We start from the raw sequence: 26,638 nt of genomic DNA on the forward strand, positions 1-26,638 counted from the left end.
CGGACAGCCTCTTGCTGTTATTATGTATAATTAGAAAACTAACTTCTAATTAATTTTCTGTATTTCAATCGTTTTGGTGTTAAATCACCTCCCAAACGTTTTTTCTTATTTTCTTCGTATTCAGAAAAACCACCTTCAAAACAATACACTTCAGAGTTTCCTTCGAAAGCTAGAATGTGCGTACAAATTCTGTCTAAGAACCATCTGTCGTGAGAAATAACTACCGCACAACCTGCAAAACTCTCCAAACCTTCTTCTAATGCACGTAGTGTGTTAATATCCAAATCATTGGTAGGCTCATCCAGCAAAAGTACGTTTCCTTCTTCCTTCAAAGTCATCGCAAGGTGCAAACGGTTACGTTCTCCACCAGAAAGCATAGAAACTTTCTTATTTTGCTCTCCACCACCAAAATTAAATCGTGACAAGTAGGCTCTTGAATTTACTTGCTTTCCGCCCATCATAATCAATTCCTGACCGTCAGCGAAGTTTTCCCAAATTGATTTATCTGGATTTATATTAGAGTGCGCTTGATCTACGTAAGCGATTTTTACCGTATCTCCTATTGAGAACTCTCCTGAATCTGGCTTTTCCTCACCCATTATCATTTTGAAAATAGTTGATTTACCAGCTCCATTGGGTCCGATAATTCCAACGATTCCTGCCTGTGGCAAAGTGAAATTTAAATTATCATACAATAATTTATCTCCAAAAGCTTTAGCAACATTTTTGGCTTCAATTACATTCGTTCCTAAACGCGGACCATTTGGAATATAAATTTCCAAATTTTCATCCAATTGTTTTTGGTCTTCGTTCAATAATTTATCGTAGTTCTGCAAACGCGCTTTTTGTTTTGTTTGACGACCTTTGGCACCTTGACGAACCCAGTCCAACTCACGTTCTAAATTCTTTCTTCGCTTAGAAGCTGTTTTCTCTTCTAATGCCATACGGCTTGATTTTTGATCCAACCAAGAAGAATAATTCCCTTTCCAAGGAATACCTTCTCCTCTATCCAATTCTAAAATCCAACCGGCAACATTATCTAAGAAATATCTATCGTGCGTTACTGCAATTACAGTTCCCGCATATTGTGCTAAATGTTGTTCTAACCAAAGTACACTCTCCGCATCCAAGTGATTCGTAGGCTCATCCAGAAGTAATACATCAGGTTGTTGCAACAACAAACGACATAAAGCTACACGACGACGCTCACCACCAGATAAATTCTTGATTGGCGTATCTCCTTCTGGCGTGCGTAATGCATCCATGGCAATTTCCAGTTTGGTATCGATTTCCCAAGCACCCAATGCATCAATTTTATCTTGTAAAAGCGCTTGACGATCCATCAATTGCTCCATTTTATCGGCATTTTCATAGACTTCCGGCAAACCAAAACTATCATTGATTTTATTGAACTCATCTAAAACAGCCATTGTTTCAGCAACTCCTTCTCTTACAATTTCGATAACTGTTTTGCTGTCATCTAAAATAGGTTCTTGCTCTAAATAACCAACTGTGTAACCTGGTGCAAACACTACATCACCTTGGTAGTTTTTATCAACACCGGCAATAATTTTTAATAAGGAAGATTTTCCAGAACCATTTAATCCCAAAATACCAATCTTAGCCCCGTAAAAGAAACTCAGATAGATGTTTTTAAGTACCGGCTTATCTGCTCCTTGATACGTTTTACTCAATTTTGACATTGAGAATATTACTTTTTTATCGTCTGCCATTTTTTATAGATTTTCTGATTATTATACTTTTAGATAATTAGTTCTTATCTAATTTTTTCAATTTTAAATTTGTAATTTATGATTAACTAAAGTCTTCCCTTGAGTGAACTAAACACCCACGCATTAGCTAGAAAACCAACTCCTACAGCTGCAAATCCCCAACCCGCTACATCATCATATCTAAAAGCACCTAATGCAATAAGCAATAAGCCCATGATTATCATTATCAGAGTGGCCCAACCCAGAATCGTATTTTTATTCATTGACATAATTGTGGAATTTATTTTAATGATCCAATTCCGAAGCCTCGGAACGGGAGTGCAAATATCGGAAATTTTTGCCCTTTAATTAAATATTTTATAAAGCATTTCTCGTAACAAATCAGATTGGGACATCGCATTTGCGCCAACTCCTTTGCTTTTCACATCAATATCTCTTAAAGCACCTACAATCTGACTCACTTTCTTCATCGGATAATTTTTCAAAGCCACATCATATTCTTTCAAAAAGAAAGGATTTACACCAATAACTGCTGCTACATTCTTGGGATTTTTGTCTTTCAAACCATGGTATTTCAATAATTGAATAAAGAAACTAAAAACCAGACTCGTCGTTACTACCATTGGATTATCTTTTGGATTTTGTGCAAAATTTTCAGCAATAGTATATGCTTTTAACTGGTTGCGTTCGCCAAGTGCTTTTCGCAATTCAAACACATTAAAATCTTTGCTGAACCCTATATTTTCTTCAATATCTTTTGGACTTATGGTACTTCCAACCGGCAAAATAATTTGTAATTTTTCGAGTTCATTGTTTATTTTGCTCAAATCAGTTCCTAAAAATTCGACCAACATGGCATTTGCTTTAGGCTCAATTGAATATTTTTTGCCTGACAAAACACGTTTGATCCAATCACCTACTTGGTTCTCATACAGTTTTTTACTTTCGTAAACGACACCGTTTTTAGCTAACAATTTCATTACTTTTTTACGTTTATCCAACGTTTTATATTTATAACAAAAAACTAAAACTGTTGTTGCCATTGGGTTATCAGCGTAACTTTCGAGCTTATCTATTGTTCTGATTAAATCTTGTGCTTCTTTTACAATGACCACTTGACGCTCCGCCATCATTGGATAGCGTTTTGCAGTCGAAATAATATCTTCTATAGAAACGTCTCTGCCGTATAAAACTGTTTGATTAAAACCTTTTTCCTCTTCGGATAAGACTTTTTGTTCAATATAATCCGATAGTTTGTCAATATAATACGGTTCTTCACCCATCAAAAAATAGATAGGTTTGATGTTACCACTTTTTATATCATTTACAATTTTTATAACCTCGTCCATTCCTTTTTGTTTAAAGTTTGAAGTTTAAAGTTTGTCGCTTCGAATGAAACTTTAAACTTTAAATTTTAAACTTATTTAATACTTTTGCTTTATGCAAAAACTCAATTTTCAACTTTATAACTTTCGGTTCAAAAATAGCGAAAATAAAGTCTCCATTTTTGATGCAATCAGGAAAAAATTCATCATTCTTACTCCTGAAGAATGGGTTCGACAGCATGTAGTCCAATTTTTATTGGAAGAAAAAAAGTATCCACACTCCTTAATTAATGTCGAGAAAGTTTTAAAAGTCAATGGCTTGCGCAAAAGATACGATGTCGTGGTTTTCAATCCCGATGGTTCTATTTTCATCTTAATTGAATGCAAAGCGCCAGAAATCAAAATTGCACAAGCGACTTTCGACCAAATTGCCCGTTATAACATGACGATGAAAGCCCAATTCCTAATGGTAACCAATGGATTGAATCATTACTTTTGCCAAATGGATTTTGAAAACGAGAAATATGCATTTTTAGAGAATCTGCCAAATTATAATAATTAGCTTACTTTAGACTTCTTGAAATTTTAAAATCTATAAAGTCTAAAATCTGAAAATATAAAAACAAAAATGAATATAGCTGTTGTCATACTAAATTGGAATGGAATTTTATTGCTTGAAAAGTTTCTTCCATCTGTAGTTAATTATTCTCCACAAGCGACAATTTATGTTGCTGATAATGCCTCTACAGATGATTCTATTTCCTACATAAAAGCTTTTTTCCCATCGGTACAAATTGTAAAAAACGAAAGTAACCTTGGTTTTGCAAGTGGCTACAATGAAGCTTTAAAACATATTGATGCTGAAATATATGCATTAGTAAACTCGGATATCGAAGTGACCGAGAATTGGCTGAAACCTATTCTTGATACTTTCGAGAACGAACCAAAAACTGCTATTATTCAACCCAAAATATTAGATTATAAACGTAAAGAATACTTTGAATATGCTGGTGCTGCTGGTGGATTTATTGACGAATATGGTTATCCTTTTTGTCGGGGTCGTATTTTTGATACTTTAGAAAAAGATAACGGTCAATATGATGATACTCGTGAAATATTTTGGGCATCAGGAGCTTGTTTTTTTATCCGAAGTTCGGTTTACAAAACACTAAATGGTTTTGACGATGATTTTTTTGCACATCAGGAAGAAATTGATTTGTGTTGGCGTGCCATTAATAAAGGATATAAAATAAAATACAATTCTGGATCTGTAGTTTATCATGTAGGAGGCGCCACTTTACAGCAAGGCCATCCAATGAAGACCTACTTAAATTTTAGAAACTCTTTATTAATGCTGACCAAAAACCTTCCGAAAGAGCAACTTTACAGAATACTATTAGTCAGAATGATTTTAGATGGAATTGCAGGAGTTCAATTTTTAACTCAAGGAAAGTTCAAGCATTTTTGGGCTATATTGAAAGCACATGGGTCTTTTTATAACCTTTTTTCTGATAATTATAAAAAAAGAAATGAATTTCAAGAATCATCATACTATACCGTCAAAAGTATCGTTTACATATACTTCATCAGAAAAATAAAAGTTTTTAACGATTTATTTAGAACCAAATAAATTTTAAAAAGCTAAATTTGTCATTAACCTTTAATCTAAATTTAAACAATTTATGAAAAAAATCGTAATTGCCTTATCAGTAATGGCCCTTTTAACTTCCTGTGTTTCTAAAAAGAAATACACTGAATTAGAAGCTAGAAACAAAGAAACTCAAGATTTATTAAATACGGCTACAGTGAAATTAAATTCCTGTTTAGAGGAAAAAGCAGGTCTTGCTGCTACAGCAGCTACTTTAAAAGAGCAAAATCAGGGTTTAATCAGTGTTTCGAAAGACATGACTGTATTGTCAACTAAGGGGGCTGAAAATATTGAAAAAGCTTTAGAATCTATTAAAGAGAAAGATTTAAAAATAAGCAGAATGCAGGATGCTTTAACTAAAAAAGACAGCGTAACACTTGCATTAGTAACCAGCTTGAAAAGTTCAGTAGGAATATCTGACCCAGATATCGAAATAAATGTAGAAAAAGGAGTAGTTTTCATCTCCATTGCAGATAAATTATTATTCAAAAGCGGAAGTTACGAAGTGACAGACAGAGCTAAAATGGTTTTGGCAAAAGTTGCAAAAGTAGTGAATGACAAACCAGACTTCGAATGTATGGTAGAAGGACACACTGATAACGTTCCTTACAATGGTTCTGGTGTTTTGTTAGACAACTGGGATTTAAGTGTAAAACGTTCTACTTCTATAATCCGTGTATTAACAAATCAATTGGGTGTTAAACCAGAGCAATTAATTGCAGCAGGAAGAAGTTCTTACATTCCTTTAGTGGCGAATGACTCTGCTGAAAACAGATCCCGCAACAGAAGAACTCGTATTGTTGTTTTACCTAAAATTGATCAGTTCTACGAAATGATTGAAAAAGAAATGAAAAAGCAAAGACCATAATTTTTGTGAAAATTTTTTATTAAAAGAGGTTGTCTAAAAAAGACAACCTCTTTTTTTTATTGATAAACTTGGTTGTGTAATTTCATTTTTATCATTCAATAAAAATCGTGAAGTTATTTTATACGCTAGCAAATAATATTTAATCTTCTTAATTAGTAAATGTTACTATCCATTAATTTATCTAAAATCATTCGATACGTTGGAGTTGGAACACCATATTTCATACCCTCTTTTACTACAAACTCGGTTAAGGAATTCACTTCTATTTTATGACCTGCCAACAAATCCCTATGCATAGATGATGTGTTATCTTGTGGTGATTTTTCGAGTTTAATGATTGTTTGAACAATAACATCATTTGGCAACGCTAATCCTTTTGCCAGAGCTACAGCAGTAATTTCATTGAGAAGTGAAATGTAAATTGCTTTGTTATCCGGATTATTTAGAATCCCACCAATATTCTCATTCAAATAAGAAGTTGCTGAAGCCAAAGCTGAAATAAATATAAATTTTTCCCAAACTGTTTCTTCTATATTTTCAACAAGATAACTTTGGACAGAAGCCTTTTCGAAAATAGATTGCAGTTCCTTTAATGAAGAAATTGAAGTGTTTTTAGACCCAAAAAACAACTTTTCATAATGCCCTATTTTCTTTACCACTCCAGGAGATTCAATCATGGAAACAATATAAACGCAGCCTTGCAAAACATTATTTTCAGGAAACAAATTTAGTATGCGTTCCGTTGCATCAACGCCATTATATACAGGTAAAATTATAGTTTTTGAAGTTATACAGTTTTTTATGGATTCAAAACTAGTTTCAATATCATAGGTTTTTGTGGCACAAATTAAGTAATCCAGTTTACCAATATTTTCTGCATCATCAGAAAGTAACTTTGGAAAAACAATCATTTCACTTTCATCCAAAATGATTTTTAAACCATTTGCAGCAATGGCTTTTTTAGTTTTGCCACGAGCAATAAAAATAATTTCGATTGTATCTGAGTCAGTATAAGCTTTGGCTAATAACCCACCAAAATAACCGCCTACTCCACCCAATCCTAAAATTCCAATTCTTGTTTTCATTGGTATAAAATTTATTTTTAAGTTGACCTTTATGTTTTAGTTTTTTATCTATTGTTTTTACTAATCCAAACTTGTTGTTATTGGCGATTTTATAACTACTAATTAAAAAGAAAACCATTAAGAAATTTAGAAAATTAAGCTTTGGAACTTAATGAAACTTAATTTCTTAATGGTTTTTTTTTAGATTTCACAATCTTAATTTTATTAAATAATTTAATTAAAAAAATGCAGACCTATAAGCCGGATTCTGTCTCCAATAAATTAGAGCCTTATCATTTATCTAGATCCCGCATTACTGCGAGACTCAAGCTATCTACCCTTCAACAACGGACGAGAAGCCCTTAAATGCTGATATACTTGATATTTCACCGCATAGAGTTTACCTGGTTTCACTACAGCATTACCTGTACATACTTTCTGTTGCACTTGTCCTAATCACGCCCGTAAAGACGTAACCGACGGGTGTTACCCGCTATGCTTCCCTGTGGTGTCCGGACTTTCCTCCCTCTCGTCCCAAAAGACGAGACGGCGATAAGGCGGTCTGCAGGGCAAATTTACACTATTTAATTCTCTTTTTTCATTTAACACTGCTTACTTTAACAAGCCTTTTACAATCAATTCATAATAAAATAGTTACCTTTAATAAATAACTAAAAAATCTCTATTATGTCAAATATGTATCATTATGCCACCGTTTCCAAAGCCTTAGACGATTTAAACGAGATGGGTTTTACCTATGATTTCAATCTACATGAGGAAGACATTATAAAAAATCCAAGCCATTATGAGATTCAACATATTTACCGTTACGAAGGAGACACCAATCCAGATGACGAAGCCACGGTTTATGGCATAAAATCAACTTCTGGAAAAAAAGGAGTATTTGTAGCGGGATATGCCGCAAATTCAGATAATGGTGCAGCAAGAGTTTTAATCGATCTTAGCATCAAAGGAAGAGACAAGTAAATCCTTTTCTAAAAGAACTTAAATCAATTATTTTTTTAGGAGCTTATTCCAGCTATCCGTTACAATCTTATACGCCATCCCGAGGTTTCGGGACCGGCGAATAAGGATTTTCACTACAAACGCAGTTCACTGAACTCCAATAAAATTATAGTACTGTGAAGTAATCTGGGCTAGGAAATTTGGGGAACAAAAACCATTCTGAAAATTATAAAATCTTTCAATACTTAAATTTTTGCATCTTTAAATTAAAACCTATATTTGCTTTCGAATAAAATTTCTATGGAACAATTTGTTGTATCGGCCCGTAAATATCGTCCTCAAACATTTAAAGATGTTGTAGGACAAAAAGCCATTACTAATACTTTATTGAATGCCATAGAAAGCAATCACTTAGCTTCAGCATTGTTATTTACAGGACCTCGTGGCGTTGGAAAAACAACTTGCGCCCGTATTTTGGCTCGTAAAATTAACCAGCCAGGATATGATGATCCCAATGAAGATTTTGCCTTTAATGTTTTCGAATTAGATGCTGCATCAAACAACTCCGTTGATGATATCAGAAATCTTATTGATCAAGTTAGGATCCCACCACAAACAGGACAATATAAAGTCTATATTATTGATGAGGTTCACATGTTGTCTTCGGCAGCTTTCAATGCTTTCTTGAAAACGCTGGAAGAACCGCCTAAGCACGCGATTTTTATTTTGGCAACGACCGAAAAACATAAAATTATTCCAACGATACTTTCTCGTTGTCAGATATTTGATTTTAAAAGAATTACTGTAAAAGATGCTAAAGAACATCTTGCCGAAGTAGCCACTAGCCAAGGCGTAGTTTTTGAAGATGACGCTTTGCACATTATTGCTCAAAAAGCTGATGGCGCCATGCGTGATGCTTTGTCTATTTTTGACCGAGTAGTTTCTTTTTGTGGAAAAGAATTAACACGTCAGGCCGTTACGGAAAACTTGAATGTGTTGGATTATGAAACGTACATCAATGTAACAGATTTAATTTTGGAAAACAAAATCCCGGATTTATTGATGGAGTTTAACGAAATTCTAGCAAAAGGTTTTGATGCACATCATTTTGTATCTGGATTGGCTTCTCATTTTAGAGATTTATTAGTTTCTAAAACGCCTGCAACCTTGACTTTATTAGAAGTTGGGGAACAAGCACAACAAATGTATGGCGTGCAAGCCCAAAAATGTAGTCAGGACTTTCTTTTGAAAGGAATCGAGATTGCAAATGATTGTGATTTAAAATACAAACTGAGCCAGAATCAACGACTTCTTGTTGAACTTTGTCTGATGCAATTAGCCTCTATCACTTATGATGGAGAAAAAAAAAAGTTGAGCAATATATAATCCCACCTGTTTATTATAGAAAGAATGATTATTCAATAACGGTTCAACCCAAAATTGAAGATTCAAAACCTGCTATGCCAGTTGGAAAATCAGTTCCATCAAAAGAACTGGAAACTAAAACTGCTGTTCCATCAATTCCAGTTCCTAGTCCCGCAACAAAAAGTAGTATTCCACAATCAGAAGGAATAAAGGTTTCCGCGTTTTCATTAGCCAGTATTCGTGCCAAAAAAGCATTAGAAGAAAGTAGTAAAGGAATTGTAAAAGAAGTACTTCATTTGCCAACCGAGCCTTTCTCAGAGACTGAAATGTTGCTGCAGTGGAATAAATATGCACAACGTTTAGGCGACAAAGGCTATAGAATTATGGAATCTCTATTGCTTATTAACGATCCAAAATTAAACAAAACCGCCATCACAATTGAATTGCCAAATGAAGGCTCTAAATTAGATTTCGAAAAAGAAATACATGGACTTTTAGGACATTTAAAAGGACACTTACACAATCATGACATTACAATTGAGGTTATCGTCAATGAAAGTATTGAAAACAAGAGAAGCTTTAATGACCAAGACCGTTACAATAGATTATTAGAAATAAATCCAAATATTGAGCTTTTACGCACAACATTTGGATTAGATTTAGACGCTTAGTATGTATTAAAACTATATTTTTCCGTAGTACATTGCTTTTACAATTCCATCCGAAAGACCAATTTTTGGTACATAAATATTTCGTGCTCCACTCCACTTCATTGCATTCAGATAAATTCTTGTTGCTGGCACAATTACATCGGCACGATCAGGATTAAGTCCTAATTCAGAAATTCTTTGTTCATAAGTAAGAGAATTCAAAAAAGCATATTGCGAATTCATATAAATATAGGAAAGTGGTTTTTCTTGCATTTTCCCCGACATTTTAAAGAGCTTATTTATATTTCCTCCAGAACCTATCAGCGTAACATCATCATATTCTTGCGTATTGGTTTTAATCCATTTTTCGATTTCATCCCATACAACATCACAAACCATATCATTCAATAAACGGACGGTTCCAGCTTTGAACGATCTTGAGTTGATCATTTTACCATTAGAAAACAATGTAAACTCGGTACTTCCACCACCAACATCTACAAAAAGATAGGTTTGATCTGTTTTCAATAAATGATGTAAATCAGTTGATGCAATTATTGCAGCTTCTTTTTTACCATCAATAATTTCTATTTTTATATCTGCTTTTTTCTTAATTATTGCTACAACTTCTTTTCCGTTATAGGCTTCTCGCATTGCTGATGTCGCAAAAGCCATATAGCGCTCTACTTTATGAACCTTCATCAACAAATTGAAAGCTTTCATTGCATCACACATTCTTTCAATATTCTCCTCTGAAATTTCTCCAACGGTGAAAGCGTCCTGCCCAAGACGAATGGGTACTCTTACCAGGGAACTTTTATTAAACTGAGGCTCTTTTCCCTCTTGTTCCACAATATTAGCAATCAATAGACGCATGGCATTCGAACCAATATCTATTGCTGCATATTTTTTTATTTTAATCATCTTCGTTTTGATTCGTTTAATTCCTTATTAATTGTTTTGTTAAAGTTCCCCTTTAATCATGAACAAACAATTATACTTTTTCCTCTTCAGTTAATACTGCGTCCAGCTTTTTTTGGTAGTATTTATAGGTCTCTAATTGTGCTCTAAAAATAGGATTATGATTTCTAGTGCGATACTTATTATCTAATTTATAAGAATGAAAACGCGCTTTCACGTTTCCTTTCCAGCCAATATCAAAATTATCAATCAACTCATTTTTTATTCCCTGATCATAAATTGGACAAGTTACTTCGACTCTTCCGTCAAGATTTCTGGTCATAAAATCAGCTGATGAGATATAAACTTCTGTTTGTCCGGCATTTCCAAAAATATAAATTCTGGAATGTTCCAGATAATTATCTACTATACTTATTGCCTCAATATTATCACTCATTCCGGGAATTCCGGGAATTAACGAACAAATTCCTCTGACTTCAAGTTGAATTTTAACTCCTGCTCTGCTCGCTTCATATAATTTATCAATCATTGCAAAATCAGATAAACTATTCATTTTTAACTTAATATGTGTTTTCCTGCCGGCTAATGCATGCGTAATTTCTCTGTCAATCAACTTAACAAATTTAGTTCTGGTGTAATGTGGTGAAACAATGAGGTGCTTGTATCGATGCACTCTGTAATTGATGTCAAAAAACTCAAATATTCTCATTATATCCTTCAGAATCTGTTGATGACTTGTAAACAGAGTGACATCCGTATATACTTTTGCAGTAGATTCATTGAAATTTCCAGTTGAAATGAAACCATATCGTTTTATTTTATCATTTTCAATTCTTTCAATAACACATATTTTACTGTGAACTTTTAAGCCTTTTATTCCAAAAATAAGTTCAATACCTTCCAACTGCATTTGCTCAGCATAGGAAATATTGGAAGCCTCATCAAATCGTGCCTGCAATTCGATTTGAACAGTAACTTTTTTTCCGTTTTTGGCCGCATTTATCAGTGAACTAATAATCTGAGAGTTTTTTGCCAATCGATACAAGGTGATTTTAATCGAAATTACTTTAGGATCTAGCGCCGCTTCACGTAAAAACTTGGTCAAATAGGAAAAGGACTGATAAGGCGCATTCAATAAATAATCTTTCTCGCTTATTTTTTCGAGCATACTTCCTTCAAGACTTAATCCCGGAATAGGCAAAGGATCATTTTTTTGATATAGTAAATCAAATCTACCAAGGTTTGGGAAATTCATATAATCCCTTCTATTGTGATATCTACCGCCTGGAATGATACTGTCAGTGGAGACAATTTTCATTTTATCCAGAAAAAACTTTAAAGTATCTTCTTCAATTAACTGATCGTAAATAAAACGGACCGGCTCCCCAATTCTTCGATCTTTTACACTTAATGATATTTTTTCAATCATACTTTTACTCAAATCACTATCGATGTCGAGTTGCGCATCTCTGGTGATTTTTATCATGTGAGCCGAAACGCTTTGGTAATCAAAAATATTGAAAATATTACTGAGATTATGTCGAATAACATCATCTAGAAGAATGACATATTGTTTTTCATTATTGGAGGGTAAAACTACAAAGCGGTTAATCGTTTTAGGAATTTCGATTACAGCATACCGAACCTCTGAGTTTTTATTCATTACCAATTTAATCGCTAAATAACCTGAAGTATCTTTCAATACGGGGAATTCTGCCAAATCATTTAAGATTATGGTAACTAATTCCGGACTCACTTTTTGAATAAAAAAATCTTTCAGGAAAATTTCTTGTTCAACAGTAATGTCGGTTTCCGTAATGATAAAAATATTTTTAGTTTCCAGTTCGCTTTCGATAATATTCAATATTCGAAGACTTTCAGACTGTTGCTGAATAACGATTTCGGTAATATCCTTGACTAATTGCTGAGCAGATATACCTCCAAGATATTTTTCGCCGGATATGCCTGTTAAGCTTAAACGTCTGATGGCGGCAAATCGAACCCTGAAAAACTCATCTAAATTATTCGAAAAAATACCTAAAAAACGCAACCTGTCAAGTAAAGGAACCGAATGATCACCAGCTTCTTGGAGTACTCTTGCGTTAAACGCCAACCAACTTTTTTCTCTATCAATATATTTATATTCTAATACTTTGTTCATCTTATGTCTTTGGGGAATATTATTTTTTTTATTTTACCATTCTCTATTTTTTTCCAATCATCCGTATCAAATTTAAATGACACAAAACCAGATGTAGGAACATTTTCAATGGAAACGTCACCAAATTTATTAACAAAATCTGTAATTGCCGCGTTATGCCCAAAAAGAATAACACTATCAAAATTATTATTACATGATTTGATTACTTTTTCCAATTTCTTTTCATCAAAAGTATAAAGGTCGTCTTTGTAAACGATACTTTCGATAGGATATGAAATATTTTGAGCAAAAATTAACGCCGTATCAGTGGCTCTTTTGGCAATGCTACTCCAAATTATATATGTTTTAGGAATCGAATTTTTAGCTTCGGTCGCGACCAGATGAGAATCTTTTACACCTTGACAAGTCAAACCGCGATCTTTATCACCCATGGGAACTTCCCAACTTGATTTTGCATGGCGAACCAATATTAAGTTTTTCATAATGATGAATAAAATGGTGAAAAATCAAGAAACAGACAAAAATTTTAGTCCCTAATTTACAAAACAAAAGATAATCATTTGAACTTTTATCATTATTTTGTGAAATTAGGATAGAAAAAAGTAAAATCAATAAATATGAATTATATCAGAAATTTTAAAAAGGAGAAGAATAAAAATAAAGAGATTTTAAACAGAATATAAAACTGCTCAACGTCAACGAGTTTCAAGAAAATGTTATTTGAAATTCAATAGAATTAAAATATAATTTTGGCACTACCCTATAAAAATGGACATTAGATTAATAATTTTTAACAGAAATTATTTTTAAAGTATTTTAAAAAATAAGAAGATAGAACTCAATCAATTATAATATTGAAAACTAGAAGTTACTAACCTATGCATATAATTAAATATTGAAAATAAAAAAAGACTGTCATTGGGGGATGACAGCCTTATTTTACTAAAAAACTAAATTAAATTTTTATAAAAATATTAGTATAATATTTTCTCCCGTTAACGGGGTTTTCTCTAATTGAAATCCCGAAGTGGGTGAAATTTCCCTCAATATTTTCTTTATGTCCTGAACTAAGCAACCATGCAGTTAATGCAGCTTGAGAAGTTTTATAATTATATGCAATATTTTCACTTACGCTTTTAGCTCCTAATGCGCTGATAATATTTTGTGAACGATCGCTAAAATTAGCATGATTTACTATATTATTTCCAATCATGAAAAAATCATGTTCTTCAGCTTTATGAGACAAATGATTTATTTTTTTTAATGCATTTAACCCTTTACTTACTCTATATTCGTTAATCAAATTCATCGCTTCTAATTCTGAAGCTGAATAGGAATAAGTTTCAATTATTTCAGATTTAATTTCTTCTGTAGTTGTTTCAGAATCTGATGAACAAGAATTCATCATAAATATTACTAAAGTAAGCAATACTACACGGAGTAAATTTGTTTTCATAATTGTAGTAGTTTAAGTTTAAAGTAGATTGTGGGGCAAACTTCTTTAAGAATTAGATATATGTTTTTAACTCTTATCCAAAAGTATCAATAATATCGTTTAAATACCTAAAATAATCGATTAAATACATATATAATAATTTTGTATATACTTTTTCTTACATATTGCGAAAATGATAATTTAAATTATTTTTAAAAAAGCCTATTTATTAGTATAAAATAATTGTTTAAAGGATTATTTACCAATAATTTATCTCTTAAATAGTCGTGTTTTAAAAAATAAATACCTAAAAAATTTGAAAACAGAATTTCTTTTCGCTACCACTATAATTAATAAAATCTAAAAGTTGGTTATGTGAATTATGTGCTTTATTACTTTAAAAAAAGTATACCTTAAGACGAAAATCTGGGCTTGGAATATAGGGTAACCCTTTGCATGTTATTACCGAAAATTTCAATAAAAAAATTTATAAAAACTAAATCACGTAAAAAAATAGAAACAAGAGTTGGATTACCCCATTTTTCGGTTCCTATAGCTGGAGTATTTTCTTTAACGGAGTGCAATTTTTTCTTAACTAAAGCATTCAATATGTACAGAATATTGAAGAATGAAGAAGCAACTTAGGTAGATGTAAAGTTGTAGAAGTTCTTAACCTATTAGGACTTGTAAAGGAGTTGCTTGAAAAAAATCCATCCCAATGAATGTATTTTTTGTAGGAATTAATCGATTTTCAACCAACCCGTAATACTCATTCTGGTATTTTGGGTAACTAAAACTTCATGGACTAATTCGTCGCTCTTGAAGAAAATTGTTTTACCATGCGTAGGAGCAATTTTCAAATTTTGGTCTAATTGATGAATGAGTAGCTCGCCACCATCGCTTTCCTGCCAATTGCTATTTAAATAGCTAATCATAGAGTATTTTCGACCAGAATTATTTTTGAATTGATCCAAATGCTTCAGATAAAAATCTCCCGATTCATATAAAGAGTAGTGAAATTCATAACCCGTTATTCCGGCATAACAACTTTGGTTCAAATAAACAATAAAGGCTTCGATTTGAGCAAAAAACTCATTTTCGAATACATTGTTGTGCTTTTTATCCAACCAATAAATAGAGTCGCTGCGTATAGCACTATCATAAGAAACCTTTTGTGAATTTCCAACTCCAGCATCTTTCAGGAGGCTTTTTTGATTTAGAGTAATCAAGTTTTGTTTTAAATTATTGGCTAAATCAGTGCTTAAAAAATGTTCCGATATGCCTACTTTACTCTCAATATATGAGGCAATTAAATCCTCAAAGCTATTTTCCATGACTTTTGCATTGACTGAAAATACCGCCAACGGGACAAGGTACACTAATCAAATCCGTTAGCGTCTGAATATGTAATAAATAAAAAATTAAAAACTAAATTTATACTTTCTGCAATAAAAACAGTCATTATTGAATTTTGCTCTTGATCTTTCGCACTTAATTCTTGCATAAAAATTCATTTTTTTACTTCATGATTAAACCATTTGCAATTTTAGGAGTCCTAAAAGCTATTATTTGTAATGAATTGTATTATTTGACAGATAAGACAATTTTATATGTTAATATTTGTATGTACAAACGTTAAATAAAAATTAACAAGATCACAATTCCCGTTTCTAAAACCTAAATTTGTTTTAACTAAAATTATTGAAAACTAATCCTACTTTATATTAAACCCATGAAAATTAAATACCTAGTTTATGCCGTGCTAACAATTGGAATCATTGGATTTATCGGTTACAGAATTTCAGAAAACAAAAGTAAAAATGAAGATTCAAAAGACCCAAAAGGAAAAGGCAAATCGATGAGCGTAAACGGAATCGTAGTTGAATATGAAACTTTTGATAACAACTTATCCCTTTCCGGCTCTATTGAAGCTAATGAACAAGTCGAAATTCGAAGTGAAGTTTCAGGAATTGTAGAAGGTATTTATTTTCAAGAAGGCAGCAACGTAAGTAAAGGTCAAGTACTTTTTAAAGTAAATGATTTAGAATTAAGAGCTCAATTGAGACAAACTTCCACCAGGGAAGGATTGGCTTCAGAAAACGAAAGACGAGCCAAATTATTACTGCAAAAAGAGGCCATCAGCCAAGAAGAATATGATTTGGCTCGCGCTGATTTAAAATCGGCACAAGCCCAAAGTCAATTGATAAAAGCGCAAATAGCCAAAACATCCGTCAGAGCGCCTTTTTCAGGAAGAATAGGATTGCGTTCTATTTCACCGGGAACCTACATCACACCAGCCATTTTAGTGGCAAAATTAGTGAACACCGGAAAATTAAAAATTACTTTTTCGATTCCTGAAAAATACGCCAGTCAGGTAAAAACAAATACAACCTTAACGTTTAAAGTCGCTGGTTCTGATGAAAAATATACTGCCAAAGTATACGCAATCGAACCTGAAGTGGCTGTTGCTACCAGAACATTACAAGTTCGTGCAATTGCCGAAAATAAAAGCGGAAAATTATTACCCGGAACATTTGCTGATGTCGAATTGCCATTGGATATCATAAAAGATGCGATTGTTGTTCCTACAGAAGCCATTATTCCTGTTCAAAACGGTAAAAAAGTTTTTATCGCCAGTAATGGTCAGGCCAAAGAAGTGATGATAGAAACCGCAACACGAACAGATGCTTCTATTCTGGTACTTTCTGGTTTGAAAGCGGGTGATACCGTGATTACAAGTGGTGTAATGTCACTAAAGAACGAAACTCCTGTAAAAGTTCTAATAAAATAGATTGAGATATTAGATTAGTTCCTAGCAATCAAAAATCTAAAATTAGCAATCAAAAATCTAAAATCTAAATGAGTTTATCCACAACAAGTATTAGAAGACCCGTATTCACCATAGTTATCAATTTAGCCATCGTTTTGTTTGGCTTAATTGGTTACACTTTTCTGGGAGTTCGAGAATTTCCTTCTATTGATCCGGCACAAGTTTCTATCCGAACGAATTATGCCGGTGCAAATGCTGATATCATCGAATCCCAAATTACAGAACCGCTTGAAAAAGCAATTAATTCCATTGACGGAATTAGAAATGTAACATCTTCCAGTGCGCAGGGAAGCAGCAATATTACAATCGAATTTAATCTGGATAAAAATCTGGAAGATGCTGCTAATGATGTTCGTGATAAAGTATCACAAGCCGTTAGAAATCTTCCTCAAGACATTGATTCTCCTCCGGTAGTTTCGAAAGCTGACGCAAATGGTGATGCCATCATTTCGATGACCGTGCAAAGTGATACCCGTAATGCGCTAGAACTAAGTGATTATGCTGAAAATGTAATTTCACAACGTCTCGAGACTATTCCCGGCGTAAGTGGAGTTCAAATTTGGGGACAAAAAAGATATGCGATGCGTTTGTGGATTGATCCGGTTAAACTGGCTTCTTATGGATGTACTGTATCGGAAGTGAGAGATGCGTTGAATAAGCAAAATGTGGAGTTGCCTTCGGGAAAACTAACTGGTGACAACACCGAATTGACGGTAAAAACAGTTGGAAACCTTTCTACTCCTGAAGAATTTAACAATATTATTATCCGAACTGAAGGTGAAAAAGTAGTACGTTTCAGCGATGTAGGATTAGCAACCCTAGGACCAGAAAACACAGAAACCAAAATGACACAATCCGGAACGCCATTAGTTGGTGTTGCCATTGTGCCACTTCCGGGAGCGAATTACTTAGATATCTCTACTGCTTTTTATAAGGAATTCGAAAAACTAAAAAAGGATTTACCAAAAGATATCAAATTGAATATCGCCATTGACAATACTATTTTTGTAAAAAAATCAGTTATTGAAGTAGCGGAAACATTAGGAATTTCTATTGTTTTGGTAATTTTGATTATCTATCTATTCTTCCGGGATTGGGCGATTGCTTTCAGACCATTGATTGATATTCCTGTTTCGCTGATTGCTACGTTCTTTATCATGTGGCTTTTTGGTTTCTCTATAAATGTACTGACTCTCTTGGCAATCGTTCTGGCAACCGGACTTGTGGTTGATGATGGAATTGTGGTCACCGAGAATATTTTCAAAAAAGTAGAAGAAGGCATGACGCCTATCGAGGCAGCCATCAAAGGATCTAACGAAATATTCTTTGCGGTAATTTCGATTTCAGTCACCTTAGCCGCGGTTTTTCTTCCGGTAATTTTCCTCGAAGGATTTGTCGGGCGACTGTTTAGGGAATTTGGCGTCGTCATTGGCGCAGCGGTTCTAATTTCGGCTTTTGTATCGCTGACATTAACTCCGATGTTAAACGCTTATTTGATGAAAGGCGGCGAGCAAAAAAAATCAAAATTCTACATTCGAACGGAACCTTACTTTCAACAACTAAACAGTGGTTACGCGAGTTCATTAAGCCGTTTTATGAAGAAAAAATGGTTGAGCTTCCCTATATTGATTGCCTGTTTTGGATTAATTTATTTGTTTTTTAACCTTTTGCAAAAAGAAACCGCACCGTATGACGATCGTAGTGGTTTTGTTTTAAGAATGACAACACCTGAAGGTTCCTCCTATGAATATACGGATCGCTTTATGCAGGAAGTTTCAAAGTTAGTTGATGACTCGATTCCGGGCAAAAAAGTAGCCTTGGTTATTACATCTCCAGGTTTTGGCTCTTCATCGGTAAACAGTGGTTTTATTCGGGTATCGTTGGTGCAACCAAATGAAAGAACTGATTCACAGAAAGAAATTGCCGAGAAACTGACCAAATGGACGAAGCAATATCCTGATGCAAAAACCTCCGTAATTGAGCAACCAACAATTGCCGTAAACCGACGTGGTGGATTGCCAATCCAATACATTATTCAAGCAACAAACTTTAAAAAACTGGAAGAAAAAATTCCTGTTTTCATGGATGAAGTTGCTAAAAACCCAACTTTTGCGGTTAGTGATGTGAATTTAAAATTCAACAAACCAGAAGTTAATGTCACCATTGACAGAGAGAAAGCAGAAAGTTTGGGAATTTCAGTGATTGATATTGCACAAACGTTACAGCTTTCCTTGAGCGGACAGCGTTTTGGTTATTTCATGAGAAATGGAAAACAATATCAGGTTATTGGACAATTTGACCAGAAAGACCGTTCTAAACCATTGGATTTAACGTCTATGTTTGTGAAAAATAACATGGGACAATTAATTCAAATGGACAATGTGGTAACTATTGAAGAAAAAAGTAATCCGCCACAATTGTACCACAACAACAGGTATATGGCGGCAACTGTTTCTGCCGGTCTTGCTCCGGGCAAAAGTATCAGCGATGGAATTGATGCAATGAATGAAATAAAAGCGAAAGTTCTTGACGATACCTTTACCACTGATTTAGGTGGAGAATCCCGGGATTTTGTCGAAAGTAGTTCGAATACTGCTTTTGCATTTGGACTGGCCTTGCTGTTGATATTTTTAATTTTGGCGGCACAATTTGAAAGTTTTATTGATCCTTTCATTATTATTCTGACCGTGCCCATGGCCGTTGCGGGAGCTTTATTCTCCTTGTGGTTGTTTGACCAGACTTGGAATATTTTCAGCCAAATTGGAACCGTAATGCTTATTGGTTTGGTAACCAAGAATGGAATCCTGATTGTAGAGTTTGCGAACCAGCTTCGGGAACAAGGCAAACCAAAATTAGAAGCCATATTAGAAGCTTCGGAAGCGAGATTACGACCAATTTTAATGACTAGTTTGGCCATTTCATTAGGAGCATTGCCGATTGCAATGTCACTTGGAGCGGCTTCAACCAGTAGAATTGGAATGGGAGTTGTTATTGTAGGTGGAACTATTTTCTCTTTAGTGTTAACGTTGTTCGTTATTCCAGCAATGTATTTGATGTGGTCAAGAGCCAGAAAACACTATCCCGAATTTGATCATATTGAAGAATATGAAAAAGATTTCAACTAATTTTAAGGGAATGCTGATGATTTGGGTTAAAAATATTCATTTGAATAAATAGTGATCCGAGTCAAAAAAATATAATTATGATACATACTAAAATACTTTTTCAAAGCTTTATACTAATCTTGTTCTGCGCTGCAACAGCTAGTGCGCAGGAAGTACTGACGTTAGAAAGCGCAGTTAAAATAGCTTTGGAAAACAATTACGAAATAAAAATTGCAACCAATAATTTGACTATTCAAAAAACAAATGTAGCCATTGGAAATGCCGGAATGTTGCCTACTGTTACCGCTAATATACTTGATAATAACAGTATTCAAAACAGTTCACAAACGCGTCAGGACGGAACTGAAACAAAATTAGACAATGCCAAAAACAATAGTTTGACGTATGGCGTTGGATTAGATTGGACCATTTTTGATGGTATGCGCATGTTTGCCCGAATGGATCAGTTGAAGGAGTTGCAAAAATTGGGCGAAGCACAATTAAAATTAACCGTAATCACAAGAATCAGCGATGTGAATGCCGCGTATTATGATTTAGTACAGCAGCAACAACAATTAGCGGCACTAGACACGACAATCGTTATTTCAAACCAGCGATTGACTTTGGCGCAAAATAGATTTACGATTGGAAAAGCTTCAAAATTAGAAGTTTTGAATGCCCAAGTGGATTTGAATACGGATCAGGTCGCATTATTAAGACAAAAAGAATTGTATGCCAACAGTAAAATTTTATTAAATCAACTGTTGGCCAGAGATGTTGCCACAGATTTCAAAGTTATTGACGTTCTGAAAGTAGATTCCTTACTTTTACTACCAGAATTAAGAGCTTTAGCGGAAAAACAAAATCCACAATTAGAAACTCAAATTATTAATAAGAGAGTAGCCGAATTAGAATTAAAGCAAATTAAAGCTGGACGTTACCCTACTGTTCGCGTAAATAGCGCCTATAATTTTTCAGAAAGTCAATCCAGCCTTGGGTTCGTGGCACAATCGCAATCAAGAGGCTTGAACTATGGTTTTAGTGCTTCACTTAATATATTTGATGGTTTTGCACAAAATAGAAATGAGAAAATCGCCAAGATTCAAATTGAAAATTCGAAGTTAAATATAGATCAGCAAAATTTGGTTTTAAACTCGCAGCTGGCGACTTCTTATCAGACTTATTTAACCAATTTAGAATTGATTGCTTTAGAAGAAAATAATGAATTGATTGCCAAACAAAATTTGAACATAACTTTAGACAAATTTCGCATCGGAACCATCACTACTTTAGAATTTAGAACCGCACAATTGAATTATGTGAACGCCAAAGTACGCTACAGCAATGCTCAATTTCAAGGAAAATTATCTGAAATTGCACTTCGAGAATTGGCAGGAAATCTTATTTTTTGATTTACTTTTGTTAAAAAAAGCATCTTAAATGATTTCATACAATACAAAAGACTGGATTAATTTTATTTTTAAATTACAGAAATCAGACACCTTTAGAACATTACTGCCGATAATGTTTGCCATCGCAATTTATTCTGGGATAATAGGATATCTAGAAGTAGAATACTGGAAATTGACTGATAAAAGTTATGTAAAAAACATTACTCTTATGCACGGAATGCTTGGTTTCGTGATTTCGTTACTGCTGGTTTTCAGAACTAATACTGCCTACGACCGATGGTGGGAAGGACGAAAAATGTGGGGTGCGTTAGTGAATAACAGTCGTAATTTTGCTATTAAACTATCCGTCATTTTAACAGATGAAAAAGATTTAGCTTTCTTCAGAAAATTAATTCCCAGCTACGCTTCTATTTTAAACAAACATTTAAAAGATGAGGAAACCGGCAAACAGTTATTTGATGATGTCGATTTAGAAATTGATCATCACAAACACAAACCCAATCAAGTCGCTAAAATGTTGTTTCAAAAGATTAATGACTTATACGATTCTAAAAAAATAACGGGTGATCAACTGATTATTTTAAACGAAGAAGTAAAATCGTTTACTGATATATGCGGCGCTTGCGAACGAATTAAAAACACGCCTATTCCCTATTCTTACAGTGCTTTTTTTAAGAAATTTATATTTTTTTATGTACTTACACTTCCTTTTGGATATGCCATTAGTTTAGGGTATTTTGTCATTCCTGTAGTAGTATTTATTTTTTATGTTTTGGCGAGTTTAGAGTTAATTGCGGAGGAAATTGAAGATCCTTTTGGTACGGATGCTAATGATTTACCTACACATAAAATTGCTGAGAACATAAAAAAACATGTAGAAGAGTTACTTTAATTTTTGTCAAACCGTGTTCTGATTCTAATTATTTTTTATTAAATTTAAACTTTGTCTTTTTTTAAAGTTTAAAATATATGAATAGTAACCGTGCTCTTATAAATCCACCTCTTTTATCCAACGAGAAATCATTAAAAACTTTAGTCGAAAATAGAACAGTTTACTCTCTAAACCATTGTGAGCTGAATCTTTTTGAGACTTATGAATCTTCAGCATTGGTTCCTTTGAAGTTTAATGATTTTGTGGTGACCAGCATGTTACGAGGCAAAAAAGTAATGTATCTTTTTGATGATCCCGGATTTGTTTATTTACCTGGTGAAACCGTTGTGATTCCTTCGAATGTGGAAATGAAAATAGATTTTCCGGAAGCTTCAAAAAATAATCCTACGCAGTGTTTGGCTTTGGCGATAGACCAAACTAAAATTACCGATACTTTGCAGTTTTTGAACGAACGGTATCCAAAAGAAGGAAAAAACCAATTTTGGCAATTGGATTACCAAAATTATTTCTTTTACAATAATGTGGAATTAGCAACAACCATTAATAAATTGATCAAAGAATGCATGAGTACCTCTATTACAAAAGATGCTTTAGCCGATTTGACTCTACAGGAATTACTGATTCGGATTATTCAGACGCAAACTGCAAAAGCAATTGACGATGGCTTATTTGCCGACCCAAGAAATCCAATCACACAAGTGGTAGAATTTATTCGATTGAATTTAAAGGAAAATATCAGCATGAAAAATCTAAGTGAAAAAGCGTGTATGAGCTCTACTTCCTTCTATAGACTTTTCAAAAGAGAATTAGGTATGAGTCCTATCGAATTTGTGATTGGCGAGAAAATAAGATGCGCCAAACAATTGCTCAAAAATCCCTCGATACAAATTAATGAAGTTTGTTATTTATCCGGATTTGATGATTGTAATTATTTTATTCGTTTGTTTAAAAAACATGAAGGAATTACTCCAAAACAATACCAATTATTGTACGTAATCAATTAGATTTATTCAATATACGTTACGGGTTCAAGCGATAATTCTTCTTCAGGAGTGAAAATTCTATATTCGATTCGGAATGTTTTTTTCAAAGGTGTTTCTAATGAAAATCCTCCAACGCCAAATGCATCCATAACATCCAAAGTAAAATGAGCATGTTTCCAATATTCAAACAAATCCTTATCTACCCAAAACTCTGTATTTTCGATTGAACCAATACAAACATCACCCAATCTTTGATAAAAACCTCCTTTTTCAAAACATTGTGGCTGCGTTCCTTCACAACAACCTCCAGCTTGGTAAAACATTAAATCTCCATGCTTCTCCTGTAAAATTTTGATTAATTCTATTGCTTTTTCTGTTGCATCAATTCTTTTTGTCATCAAATTATAATGAATTAAAAAAGTAAAAAAACCTGCGAAAAACAGGTTTTTTTACTTTCTGATTAAAGCGTTATGCCTTAGCAATTTCAAGAACAACTCTACCTTCAATTTGTCCTTTTTTCATTTTATCAAAAACATCGTTTACATCTTCTAACTTTGCAGGTGTTACAGTTGCTTTTACTTTACCTTCAACAGCAAATTGAATTGCTTCCTGTAAATCTTTACGAGTACCCACAATTGAACCACGAATTGTAATTCTATTCAAAACAGTGTCAAAAATGGACAAATCAAAATTTCCGGGAGGAAGGCCATTTAGCGCCATTGTTCCTTTTCTTCGTAAAGTTTCCAATCCTTGTTTAAATGCGATTGGTGAAACAGCTGTAATTAAAGCTCCATGCATCCCACCAACTTCTTTTTTAAGAAATTCTCCAGGATTTTGATTTTTAGCATTTATTACTAAATCAGCGCCTAATTTTTTTGCTAACTCTAATTTATCATCCGAAATATCAATGGCGGCAACATGCATTCCCATAGCTTTTGCATATTGGACCGCAACGTGACCTAACCCACCTATTCCAGAAATAGCTACCCATTCCCCTGGTTTAACTTCCGTTTCTTTTAATCCTTTATAAACAGTGACGCCTGCGCAAAGGATAGGTGCCATCTCCAAAAAATTCACATTTGAAGGTAAATGCCCAACGTATCTTGCATCGGCAATCACATATTCTGCAAAACTTCCATCTACACTGTACCCTCCGTTTTGCTGAGTATCACACAACGTTTCCCAACCAGTTATACATTGGTCACAACCCCCACAGGCACTGTAAAGCCATGGCACACCTACTGCATCTCCTTCTTTTACATTTTTCACATCCTGTCCTACAGCAACAACATAACCCACGCCTTCATGACCGGGAATTAATGGCATTTTTGGTTTTACTGGCCAGTCTCCTTCAATAGCATGCAAGTCAGTATGGCAAACTCCACTGGCGATAACTTTTACCAAGATCTCATTTCTACCCGGACGCTTGACTTCTACCTCTTCAATTTTCAAAATTGATCCAAATTCCCTAATCACTGCTGCCTTCATCGTTTTTGGTAACATAATTTTAAAATTTTAAAAAAAAGTAAGTTAAAAAACTTACTTTTTTTGATTATTATAATATTTCTAAAAGAAACCTAATCTCTTTTTATCGTAAGAAATCAACATATTTTTAATTTGACGGTAGTGACCTAACATCATTTTGTGATTTTCACGACCAATTCCGGATTGTTTGTACCCTCCAAAAGGTGCTCCTGCAGGATAAGAATGGTATTGATTAATCCATACACGACCAGCTTGAATCGCTCTTGGAACCTGATAAATCTCGTGTGCGTCACGTGTCCAAAGTCCAGCTCCTAAACCATACATCGTATCATTTGCAATAGCTATCGCTTCTTCAGTGGTTTTGAAAGTAGTAACCGCTAAAACGGGTCCAAAAATTTCTTCCTGAAAAATACGCATTTTGTTGTGCCCTTTGAAAAGTGTCGGTTTGATATAATACCCTTCCGCTAAATTCCCTTCCAGATGATTTTCTTCACCACCCGTTAGAACTTCTGCACCTTCTTCTTTTCCTAATTTTATATACGATAGAATTTTTTCTTTTTGTACCAATGAAGTTTGAGCTCCCATCATCGTGGTTTTGTCCAATGGATTACCCATTTTAATTGCTTCTGTTCTTTCAATTACACGAGCTATAAATTTATCATAAATATCTTCGTGAACTAATAATCGAGACGGACAGGTACAAATTTCACCTTGATTTAAAGCAAACATTACAGCACCTTCTACAGCTTTATCGAAGAAATCATCATCAGCGTCACCAACTGATTTCATGAAAATATTTGGAGATTTCCCACCTAATTCTAATGTTACCGGAATAATATTTTCAGTTGCATATTGCATCACTAAGCGACCTGTTGGCGTTGAACCTGTAAAAGCTGCTTTCGAGACTTTTTTGTTAGTTACCAAAGTTCTTCCAAGTTCAGCACCAAAACCATTTACGATATTGATAACTCCGGGAGGAAGAATATCTCCTATTAATTCCATTAATATCAAAATAGAAATTGGGGTACTTTCAGCTGGTTTTAAAACTACAGTATTTCCTGCAGCTATTGCCGGAGCAAGTTTCCAAACTGCCATTAATATGGGGAAATTCCAAGGAATAATCTGAGCAATTACTCCCAAAGGTTCACTTAAAGCGATGGAAACGGTTTGCGAATCTAACTCGGTAATAGAGCTTTCCTCAGCACGAATAACTCCAGCAAAGTAGCGGAAGTGATCAATTGCTAAAGGCATATCTGCCGCTAATGTCTCCCGAATTGCTTTTCCGTTATCAATCGTCTCAACAGTTGCAAGATATTCCAGATTATCTTCCATAACCTGCGCAATTTTATTTAACAAATTACTACGTTCAGTTACAGATGTTTTTCCCCATGTCTGAAAAGCTTCATGTGCTTTATCAACAGCCAGCTCTAAATCTTCTTTACTTGAATGAGCAGCTTGTGTAAATACTTTTCCATCAATAGGAGAAATTACATCAAAATAGTTACCATTTACTGGTGCAACAAATTCTCCACCTATATAATTATCATATTTAGCCTTAAATTCAGGTCTTTGTACTACGTTATCCATATCGTTAAATTTTTATTTTTCTCAAATTTAGTTTGCTAATTCTTCTTTTCATAGCACAATTCATTCAACTAATAGCATTAAATTTTCATATGTATTTTTTTAACCTAATTTTATTATTTAATTCACATTTAATTATGGCTTATAATATAATATTAACATTTAATTCCAGTAGTAATTAGCCCAAATCTGACACAAAAAAACCAAAAAAA

The 26,638-nt window shown here is 33.8% G+C and carries 24 protein-coding genes and 1 other RNA gene; 11 read left to right on the forward strand and 14 right to left on the reverse strand.

Features of this window, described 5'->3' with window-relative positions:
* Nucleotides 1-38: 38 nt before the first annotated feature.
* The 3 genes from ettA to holA form a co-directional block, all read right to left on the reverse strand.
* Nucleotides 39-1,733: an energy-dependent translational throttle protein EttA gene (gene ettA / locus AC0J6S_RS13400; RefSeq protein ID WP_474954266.1), complete on the reverse strand. Its 1,695-nt coding sequence runs from the start codon at nucleotides 1,731-1,733 to the stop codon at nucleotides 39-41.
* An 86-nt stretch (nucleotides 1,734-1,819) separates the two neighbouring features.
* Nucleotides 1,820-2,002 (reverse strand): CAL67264 family membrane protein, encoded by a 183-nt coding sequence (locus tag AC0J6S_RS13405; protein WP_113665712.1) that lies wholly within the window; start codon nucleotides 2,000-2,002, stop codon nucleotides 1,820-1,822.
* Nucleotides 2,003-2,077: 75 nt separating this feature from the next.
* Nucleotides 2,078-3,082 (reverse strand): DNA polymerase III subunit delta, encoded by a 1,005-nt coding sequence (holA, locus tag AC0J6S_RS13410; RefSeq protein WP_474954267.1) that lies wholly within the window; start codon nucleotides 3,080-3,082, stop codon nucleotides 2,078-2,080.
* A gap of 91 nt (nucleotides 3,083-3,173) precedes the next feature.
* On the opposite strand from holA, the gene AC0J6S_RS13415 reads away from it, so the two are divergent.
* The 3 genes from AC0J6S_RS13415 (at nucleotide 3,174) to AC0J6S_RS13425 (ending at nucleotide 5,574) form a co-directional block, all read left to right on the forward strand.
* The gene (locus AC0J6S_RS13415; protein WP_474954268.1) at nucleotides 3,174-3,620 is read left to right on the forward strand and encodes a type I restriction enzyme HsdR N-terminal domain-containing protein; all 447 of its coding nucleotides are present in this window, start codon (nucleotides 3,174-3,176) and stop codon (nucleotides 3,618-3,620) included.
* Nucleotides 3,621-3,686: 66 nt separating this feature from the next.
* Nucleotides 3,687-4,688, forward strand: coding sequence for a glycosyltransferase family 2 protein (locus AC0J6S_RS13420; protein WP_474954269.1), 1,002 nt, complete (start codon nucleotides 3,687-3,689; stop codon nucleotides 4,686-4,688).
* Between the two features lie 52 nt (nucleotides 4,689-4,740).
* Nucleotides 4,741-5,574 carry an OmpA/MotB family protein gene (locus tag AC0J6S_RS13425; protein WP_474954270.1) on the forward strand — a complete coding sequence of 278 codons (834 nt, stop codon included), beginning with the start codon at nucleotides 4,741-4,743 and terminating at the stop codon, nucleotides 5,572-5,574.
* Between the two features lie 152 nt (nucleotides 5,575-5,726).
* Here AC0J6S_RS13425 and AC0J6S_RS13430 read toward each other — a convergent pair whose 3' ends face one another.
* On the reverse strand, nucleotides 5,727-6,659 hold the full coding sequence (locus AC0J6S_RS13430; protein ID WP_474954271.1) for a ketopantoate reductase family protein: 933 nt from the start codon (nucleotides 6,657-6,659) through the stop codon (nucleotides 5,727-5,729).
* 220 nt (nucleotides 6,660-6,879) lie between these two features.
* Nucleotides 6,880-7,207: RNase P RNA component class A (rnpB, locus tag AC0J6S_RS13435), an RNA gene on the reverse strand.
* A gap of 118 nt (nucleotides 7,208-7,325) precedes the next feature.
* Here rnpB and AC0J6S_RS13440 point away from each other — a divergent pair.
* The 3 genes from AC0J6S_RS13440 (at nucleotide 7,326) to AC0J6S_RS13450 (ending at nucleotide 9,640) form a co-directional block, all read left to right on the forward strand.
* Complete coding sequence (locus AC0J6S_RS13440) at nucleotides 7,326-7,625, forward strand: hypothetical protein (protein ID WP_474954272.1); 300 nt, start codon at nucleotides 7,326-7,328, stop codon at nucleotides 7,623-7,625.
* A 279-nt stretch (nucleotides 7,626-7,904) separates the two neighbouring features.
* A complete protein-coding gene (gene dnaX / locus AC0J6S_RS13445) occupies nucleotides 7,905-8,990 on the forward strand; it encodes a DNA polymerase III subunit gamma/tau (RefSeq protein WP_474954273.1) in 1,086 nt (361 codons plus the stop codon).
* A 74-nt stretch (nucleotides 8,991-9,064) separates the two neighbouring features.
* A complete protein-coding gene (locus tag AC0J6S_RS13450; RefSeq protein ID WP_474954274.1) occupies nucleotides 9,065-9,640 on the forward strand; it encodes a DNA polymerase III subunit gamma/tau in 576 nt (191 codons plus the stop codon).
* Nucleotides 9,641-9,652: 12 nt separating this feature from the next.
* Here the strand turns inward: AC0J6S_RS13450 and AC0J6S_RS13455 are convergent, their stop codons facing one another.
* From AC0J6S_RS13455 to AC0J6S_RS13480, 6 genes are all read right to left on the reverse strand, one after another.
* Nucleotides 9,653-10,543: a Ppx/GppA phosphatase family protein gene (locus AC0J6S_RS13455; protein ID WP_474954275.1), complete on the reverse strand. Its 891-nt coding sequence runs from the start codon at nucleotides 10,541-10,543 to the stop codon at nucleotides 9,653-9,655.
* Between the two features lie 70 nt (nucleotides 10,544-10,613).
* Complete coding sequence (ppk1, locus tag AC0J6S_RS13460) at nucleotides 10,614-12,701, reverse strand: polyphosphate kinase 1 (protein ID WP_474954276.1); 2,088 nt, start codon at nucleotides 12,699-12,701, stop codon at nucleotides 10,614-10,616.
* The gene (locus AC0J6S_RS13465) at nucleotides 12,698-13,183 is read right to left on the reverse strand and encodes a SixA phosphatase family protein (RefSeq protein WP_474954277.1); all 486 of its coding nucleotides are present in this window, start codon (nucleotides 13,181-13,183) and stop codon (nucleotides 12,698-12,700) included. Before AC0J6S_RS13465 ends, ppk1 begins: the two co-directional genes overlap by 4 nt.
* A gap of 473 nt (nucleotides 13,184-13,656) precedes the next feature.
* Complete coding sequence (locus AC0J6S_RS13470; protein ID WP_165151273.1) at nucleotides 13,657-14,157, reverse strand: CAP domain-containing protein; 501 nt, start codon at nucleotides 14,155-14,157, stop codon at nucleotides 13,657-13,659.
* 719 nt (nucleotides 14,158-14,876) lie between these two features.
* Nucleotides 14,877-15,470 carry a 2OG-Fe(II) oxygenase gene (locus AC0J6S_RS13475; protein ID WP_474954278.1) on the reverse strand — a complete coding sequence of 198 codons (594 nt, stop codon included), beginning with the start codon at nucleotides 15,468-15,470 and terminating at the stop codon, nucleotides 14,877-14,879.
* 44 nt (nucleotides 15,471-15,514) lie between these two features.
* Complete coding sequence (locus AC0J6S_RS13480) at nucleotides 15,515-15,640, reverse strand: hypothetical protein (protein ID WP_395380172.1); 126 nt, start codon at nucleotides 15,638-15,640, stop codon at nucleotides 15,515-15,517.
* 228 nt (nucleotides 15,641-15,868) lie between these two features.
* On the opposite strand from AC0J6S_RS13480, the gene AC0J6S_RS13485 reads away from it, so the two are divergent.
* The 5 genes from AC0J6S_RS13485 to AC0J6S_RS13505 all read left to right on the forward strand — a co-directional run bounded on the left by AC0J6S_RS13485 (nucleotide 15,869) and on the right by AC0J6S_RS13505 (nucleotide 23,378).
* The gene (locus AC0J6S_RS13485; protein ID WP_474954279.1) at nucleotides 15,869-16,927 is read left to right on the forward strand and encodes an efflux RND transporter periplasmic adaptor subunit; all 1,059 of its coding nucleotides are present in this window, start codon (nucleotides 15,869-15,871) and stop codon (nucleotides 16,925-16,927) included.
* 68 nt (nucleotides 16,928-16,995) lie between these two features.
* Complete coding sequence (locus tag AC0J6S_RS13490; protein WP_474954280.1) at nucleotides 16,996-20,091, forward strand: efflux RND transporter permease subunit; 3,096 nt, start codon at nucleotides 16,996-16,998, stop codon at nucleotides 20,089-20,091.
* 77 nt (nucleotides 20,092-20,168) lie between these two features.
* Nucleotides 20,169-21,482 (forward strand): TolC family protein, encoded by a 1,314-nt coding sequence (locus tag AC0J6S_RS13495; RefSeq protein ID WP_474954281.1) that lies wholly within the window; start codon nucleotides 20,169-20,171, stop codon nucleotides 21,480-21,482.
* A 28-nt stretch (nucleotides 21,483-21,510) separates the two neighbouring features.
* A complete protein-coding gene (locus tag AC0J6S_RS13500) occupies nucleotides 21,511-22,374 on the forward strand; it encodes a bestrophin family protein (RefSeq protein ID WP_474954282.1) in 864 nt (287 codons plus the stop codon).
* A 77-nt stretch (nucleotides 22,375-22,451) separates the two neighbouring features.
* On the forward strand, nucleotides 22,452-23,378 hold the full coding sequence (locus tag AC0J6S_RS13505) for an AraC family transcriptional regulator (protein ID WP_474954283.1): 927 nt from the start codon (nucleotides 22,452-22,454) through the stop codon (nucleotides 23,376-23,378).
* A gap of 2 nt (nucleotides 23,379-23,380) precedes the next feature.
* On the opposite strand, the gene AC0J6S_RS13510 is transcribed toward AC0J6S_RS13505, so the two are convergent.
* The 3 genes from AC0J6S_RS13510 to AC0J6S_RS13520 form a co-directional block, all read right to left on the reverse strand.
* Complete coding sequence (locus tag AC0J6S_RS13510; protein WP_474954284.1) at nucleotides 23,381-23,755, reverse strand: DUF779 domain-containing protein; 375 nt, start codon at nucleotides 23,753-23,755, stop codon at nucleotides 23,381-23,383.
* A gap of 70 nt (nucleotides 23,756-23,825) precedes the next feature.
* Nucleotides 23,826-24,860 carry an alcohol dehydrogenase AdhP gene (gene adhP, locus AC0J6S_RS13515; protein ID WP_474954285.1) on the reverse strand — a complete coding sequence of 345 codons (1,035 nt, stop codon included), beginning with the start codon at nucleotides 24,858-24,860 and terminating at the stop codon, nucleotides 23,826-23,828.
* Between the two features lie 63 nt (nucleotides 24,861-24,923).
* Nucleotides 24,924-26,429, reverse strand: coding sequence for an aldehyde dehydrogenase family protein (locus tag AC0J6S_RS13520; protein WP_474954286.1), 1,506 nt, complete (start codon nucleotides 26,427-26,429; stop codon nucleotides 24,924-24,926).
* Between the last annotated feature and the right edge of the window lie 209 nt (nucleotides 26,430-26,638).

The organism is Flavobacterium sp. TS_SC_5 (genome assembly GCF_056156265.1).

Excerpts from the sequence above, each read along its gene's own strand:
- AC0J6S_RS13465 (WP_474954277.1), bottom strand. The coding sequence starts at position 13,183 with ATGAAAAACTTAATATTGGTTCGCCATGCAAAATCAAGTTGGGAAGTT.
- AC0J6S_RS13420 (WP_474954269.1), top strand. The coding sequence starts at position 3,687 with ATGAATATAGCTGTTGTCATACTAAATTGGAATGGAATTTTATTGCTT.
- AC0J6S_RS13415 (WP_474954268.1), top strand. The coding sequence starts at position 3,174 with ATGCAAAAACTCAATTTTCAACTTTATAACTTTCGGTTCAAAAATAGC.
- ppk1 (WP_474954276.1), bottom strand. The coding sequence starts at position 12,701 with ATGAACAAAGTATTAGAATATAAATATATTGATAGAGAAAAAAGTTGG.
- AC0J6S_RS13520 (WP_474954286.1), bottom strand. The coding sequence starts at position 26,429 with ATGGATAACGTAGTACAAAGACCTGAATTTAAGGCTAAATATGATAAT.
- AC0J6S_RS13450 (WP_474954274.1), top strand. The coding sequence starts at position 9,065 with ATGCCAGTTGGAAAATCAGTTCCATCAAAAGAACTGGAAACTAAAACT.
- holA (WP_474954267.1), bottom strand. The coding sequence starts at position 3,082 with ATGGACGAGGTTATAAAAATTGTAAATGATATAAAAAGTGGTAACATC.
- AC0J6S_RS13430 (WP_474954271.1), bottom strand. The coding sequence starts at position 6,659 with ATGAAAACAAGAATTGGAATTTTAGGATTGGGTGGAGTAGGCGGTTAT.
- AC0J6S_RS13470 (WP_165151273.1), bottom strand. The coding sequence starts at position 14,157 with ATGAAAACAAATTTACTCCGTGTAGTATTGCTTACTTTAGTAATATTT.
- dnaX (WP_474954273.1), top strand. The coding sequence starts at position 7,905 with ATGGAACAATTTGTTGTATCGGCCCGTAAATATCGTCCTCAAACATTT.
- ettA (WP_474954266.1), bottom strand. The coding sequence starts at position 1,733 with ATGGCAGACGATAAAAAAGTAATATTCTCAATGTCAAAATTGAGTAAA.
- AC0J6S_RS13495 (WP_474954281.1), top strand. The coding sequence starts at position 20,169 with ATGATACATACTAAAATACTTTTTCAAAGCTTTATACTAATCTTGTTC.
- AC0J6S_RS13455 (WP_474954275.1), bottom strand. The coding sequence starts at position 10,543 with ATGATTAAAATAAAAAAATATGCAGCAATAGATATTGGTTCGAATGCC.
- AC0J6S_RS13505 (WP_474954283.1), top strand. The coding sequence starts at position 22,452 with ATGAATAGTAACCGTGCTCTTATAAATCCACCTCTTTTATCCAACGAG.
- AC0J6S_RS13510 (WP_474954284.1), bottom strand. The coding sequence starts at position 23,755 with ATGACAAAAAGAATTGATGCAACAGAAAAAGCAATAGAATTAATCAAA.
- AC0J6S_RS13475 (WP_474954278.1), bottom strand. The coding sequence starts at position 15,470 with ATGGAAAATAGCTTTGAGGATTTAATTGCCTCATATATTGAGAGTAAA.
- adhP (WP_474954285.1), bottom strand. The coding sequence starts at position 24,860 with ATGTTACCAAAAACGATGAAGGCAGCAGTGATTAGGGAATTTGGATCA.
- AC0J6S_RS13425 (WP_474954270.1), top strand. The coding sequence starts at position 4,741 with ATGAAAAAAATCGTAATTGCCTTATCAGTAATGGCCCTTTTAACTTCC.
- AC0J6S_RS13500 (WP_474954282.1), top strand. The coding sequence starts at position 21,511 with ATGATTTCATACAATACAAAAGACTGGATTAATTTTATTTTTAAATTA.
- AC0J6S_RS13480 (WP_395380172.1), bottom strand. The coding sequence starts at position 15,640 with ATGCAAGAATTAAGTGCGAAAGATCAAGAGCAAAATTCAATAATGACT.
- AC0J6S_RS13440 (WP_474954272.1), top strand. The coding sequence starts at position 7,326 with ATGTCAAATATGTATCATTATGCCACCGTTTCCAAAGCCTTAGACGAT.
- AC0J6S_RS13485 (WP_474954279.1), top strand. The coding sequence starts at position 15,869 with ATGAAAATTAAATACCTAGTTTATGCCGTGCTAACAATTGGAATCATT.
- AC0J6S_RS13490 (WP_474954280.1), top strand. The coding sequence starts at position 16,996 with ATGAGTTTATCCACAACAAGTATTAGAAGACCCGTATTCACCATAGTT.
- AC0J6S_RS13405 (WP_113665712.1), bottom strand. The coding sequence starts at position 2,002 with ATGTCAATGAATAAAAATACGATTCTGGGTTGGGCCACTCTGATAATG.